Below are 3,859 nucleotides of genomic sequence, written 5' to 3'. Positions count from 1 at the left end.
CGGGGGTGCGCAGGCGCCCCCTCCCACCTCGACGGAGGCTTCATGCGACTCAGGTTCTGGCGGTGCCGCCCTACGGCGACACCCGCGCCGCTCCCCCGGCGCACGCCGAACGCCCGCTCGACACCGCCCGCCCCAGGACGCACACCCGACGACCGACCGGCACGGACGACCGACCCGGGCCGCGCGCCCGACCAGCGGCCGGAGTGGGCGACCGCCCCGACGGAGGTCTTTCCGATCAACGGCCCGGGACGCCCGGGGTGGCTCACCCGGGCGCAGGAGTGGCGGGCCAACGGGGGCCGCTGGCTGCCGTCACCGGGCGGGACCGAGGAGGGCTGATGCCTCGCTACCGGCCACACGTCGCGGCCCGGCCGTCCTGGCGGTGCCGGGTGTGCGGGGCAGCGTGGCCGTGCTCGCCGGCCCGGCTGGCGCTGCTCGGCGAGTACCGGGAGAACCGGACCGGCCTGCTGATCTACCTCGGCACGCTCATGTACGACGCGGCGGGCGACCTCAACGGCCAAGCCCCAGCGGACGAGCTAACCGACCGCTTCCTCACCTGGGCCCGTTCCCGCTGACACCATTGGCGGCCCAGGTGGTCGACCCGCAGCCCACCCGCAGCCGGTCAAGGTCGTGCTCAATCCAAGGATCGAGTGGCGGCCAGCCTGGGTCGAGCGTGATCAGGGCTGGCGCTCAGAGGTTCTGGGGCGTTGTCGCGACGCGCGCCGCCGCGACGAGCCGGTCGGCCTCCGCGAGAACGTCCGGGTTGTCGGCGGGAGTGCCCGGGTCGAAGTGGATCATCCACGTCAGACCGTCCACGCCGGGCACGCGCCGGCCGACGATCCGGCCGGCCCCGTCGGGCAGGGGGTGGTGCTGGGTGTACGCCACGGACTTGGTCACCCGGGTACGCACCTGGTGCGGCAGTTCGCCGGGATCGAGCAGCAGGTAGCGCTCCGCCGGACAGTCGGCGACCACCTGGTAGCCGTCGCGCTCGGCGACCCGCTCGCCGGGGGTGACGATCAGCTCCCGGCCGGACCAGACGGCCTTGACGATGTCGTGCCAGCCGATCCGGTGGCCGCGCCCGGGCAGCCAGAGCCCGAGGTTGGTGGCGACCACCACCCCGTCTCCCTCGCCGTTGCCGGCGGACGCCCAGGCCAGCACCCGCTCGTCACGCTCCAGCGGCGGCCGGTCGGCCGGCGGCAACTTGGGCCGGCGGCGGAACAACTTCATCTCTACAACCCTCCCGCCGCCTGCTCGCGGAGTGCCCGGGCGTGCTGCTCCAGCGAGAGCAGCTCACCGAAGGTGGCGAAGTACTCGTCCTTGTTGCTGACCGGGTTCATCCGCTGGATCCGCGATTTCAGCTCGCGGATCCGTGCGGTGACCGAACCCCCTTGCAGGCGGGCCATGGTGACCGCGACGTACCGCGGGTCGGGCTCACCGTCGATCCGCAGCGGCTCCACCGCCAGCTCGCTGACCAGGGCTCGGGCCACCAGGTCGTCGCAGGCGTCGCGGACCGACTCGATCCACACCGCGCCGGCGCTGGCGGTCGCCGCACCACCGGCCGCCGCGATGGCAGACCGGACGGCCACGTGCACGGGATGCCGGTAGTCGGACGCCTCGACCGCGTCGAACATCGGCCCGGCCAGCACCGGTTCCTGTAGCGCCAGCTTGAGCGCCTCCCGCTCGACCATCGACTGCGGGCTGTCCACCGTCGGCTCGCTCCGGGTGGGGCGCGCCGGCTCGTCCGCCGGCCGTCCCGAGGCGGCGGTCAGCACCGCCCGCTGCACCGGCTCGATCTCCATGCCGAGGTCACCGGCGAGCTTGCGGACGTACTCCGGGCGCTTCTCCCGGTCCTTGAGCTTGGCGACCAGCGGGGCGGCCCGGCGCATCGCCTCGACCCGGCCGTCGACGGTGTCCAGGTCGTACCGGCTGATCACGTGCCGCAGCGCGAAGTCGACCAGCGGCTCGCGGCGGGCGACCAGGTCGCGTACCGCCAGGTCGCCCTTTGCCAGGCGAAGCTCGCACGGGTCCATGTTGTCGGGGCTGACCGCGATGAAGGTACGGCCGACGAAACGCTGGTCGTCGTCGAAGGCGCGCAGCGCGGCCTTCTGGCCGGCCGCGTCCCCGTCGAAGGTGAAGATGATCTCGCCGGCGATCGCGTCGGTGTCGAGCAGCAGCCGGCGCAGTACGCCGATGTGGTCGGTGCCGAACGCGGTGCCGCAGGTCGCCACGGCGGTCGGTACGCCGGCCAGGTGGCAGGCCATCACGTCGGTGTAGCCCTCGACGACCACCACCCGCCCCTGCTTGGCGATCTCCCGCTTGGCCTGGTCGATGCCGTAGAGCACGTGCGACTTCTTGTAGATCGGCGTCTCGGGGGTGTTGAGGTACTTCGGGCCGTCGTCGTCGGCGAACAGCTTGCGGGCACCGAACCCGATCACGTCGCCGGTGAGGTCGCGAATCGGCCAGAGCAGCCGGCGCCGGAACCGGTCGATCAGGCTGCCCGAGCGGGCCGGGCGGGACAGCCCGGCGGTGACCAGCTCGTCGTGGCTGAACCCACGTTGGCGCAGGTGCTTGGTGAGCAGATCCCAGCCGTCGGGGGCGAAGCCGCAGCCGTACCGCTCGGCGGCGGCCCGGTCGAAGCCGCGCTCGGCCAGGAACTCCCGGGCGGTACGCGCACCGGCGGTGGTCAGCTGGGCGGTGTAGAACTCCACCGCGGCGGCGTGCGCGGCGACGAGCCGCTGCTTCTGCCCCTGCTGGGGGCGGCTGCGCGGGGTGGCGCGGTCGTCCTCGACGTACCTCAGCTGCACCCCGGCCCGGTCGGCGAGCCGCTCCACCGCCTCGACGAAGCTGAGGTGCTCGGCGTCCATCAAAAACTTGATCGCGTCGCCACCGGCGCCGCAGCCGAAGCAGTACCAGACGTTGCGGGCGGGCGAGACGTTGAACGAGGGGCTCTTCTCGTCGTGGAAGGGGCAGAGCCCCTTGAGGTTGCCGCCGCCGGCCGACTTGAGCGTCACCGTGTCGGAGATGACCTCGGCGATGGACGTACGCTCCCGGACCAGCGTGATGTCCTCGTCCCGGATCCGCCCCGCCATACCGCCACCCCCTCGGCCTACATCCTGCCCTGCCGCCTTCACGGCGCAAGGAAGGGCCCCTTGTTAACGCCTGCGGTAGAGGAAGGGCCCCTTTTTAACAGCGGGTCGGCCGGCGCGGGCTCCCGTGCCGGGTGTCGGACCGACGGTCAGCCGAGCGGTGCCGGGGCGGAGGTGGAGGTCTGCTCGTCGGCCTCGACCTGGCGGTTCCAGTCGGGCTTGGTGGCCCGCCAGCCCTCGTCGTCCAGGCCCCGGCGCCAGTAACCGGAGATGGACAGCCCCTCGCGGGGCACGCCGCGCTCCACCCGCAGCAGCCGGCGCAACTGGCGGACGAAGTTCGCCTCACCGTGCACGAAGGCGTGCACCGTGCCGGGCGGGAACTCCAGCCCACGGACGGCGGCCACCAGCGGCTCACCCACCGGGGCGCTGCCCCGGTGCAGCCAGGTGAGGCGTACCGCGCCCGGACTGGGCAGCGGCTGCTCGTCGGCCGGGCCGTCGACCTCGACGAAGACGTGCGCCGGAGCGTCGGCCGGGAGCCGGGCCAGGGACGCGGCGATCGCCGGCAACGCGCTCTCGTCGCCGACCAGTAGGTGCCAGTCGGCGTCCGGGCTCGGCGCGTACGCCCCGCCGGGGCCGGTGAACAGCACCTCGTCGCCGGGCCGCAGCGCGGCAGCCCACGGGCCGGCCAGCCCCTCGTCACCGTGGTGCACCACGTCGACGGTCATCTCCCCCGCCGCCGCGTCCCAGGCCCGCACCGTGTACGCCCGCAGCCGGGG

Annotated in this window: 4 protein-coding genes; 1 reads left to right on the top strand and 3 read right to left on the bottom strand. The window is 73.4% G+C overall.

The genetic code is table 11. The annotated features are described in order from the left end of the window. Positions 1 to 335 precede the first annotated feature (335 nt). Positions 336 to 572: a flavin reductase gene (locus AB0M52_RS32110; protein ID WP_363961470.1), complete on the top strand. Its 237-nt coding sequence runs from the start codon at positions 336 to 338 to the stop codon at positions 570 to 572. A gap of 115 nt (positions 573 to 687) precedes the next feature. Here AB0M52_RS32110 and AB0M52_RS32105 read toward each other — a convergent pair whose 3' ends face one another. From AB0M52_RS32105 to AB0M52_RS32095, 3 genes are all read right to left on the bottom strand, one after another. Continuing rightward, positions 688 to 1,224, bottom strand: coding sequence for a hypothetical protein (locus tag AB0M52_RS32105; RefSeq protein ID WP_363961468.1), 537 nt, complete (start codon positions 1,222 to 1,224; stop codon positions 688 to 690). 2 nt (positions 1,225 to 1,226) lie between these two features. Next, entirely contained in the window at positions 1,227 to 3,086 is a 1,860-nt protein-coding gene (gene dnaG, locus AB0M52_RS32100) for a DNA primase (RefSeq protein WP_363961466.1), read from the bottom strand. 146 nt (positions 3,087 to 3,232) lie between these two features. Further along, the coding region (locus tag AB0M52_RS32095; RefSeq protein ID WP_363961464.1) for a siderophore-interacting protein at positions 3,233 to 3,859 on the bottom strand (627 nt) is incomplete at its 5' end.

The organism is Micromonospora sp. NPDC051296, from assembly GCF_040682255.1.
In the GTDB taxonomy this organism is placed as follows: Bacteria; Actinomycetota; Actinomycetes; order Mycobacteriales; family Micromonosporaceae; genus Micromonospora; species Micromonospora craterilacus.
The sequence above is the reverse complement of the archived record's forward strand: the minus strand, read 5'-3'. Positions and strand labels throughout refer to the sequence as shown.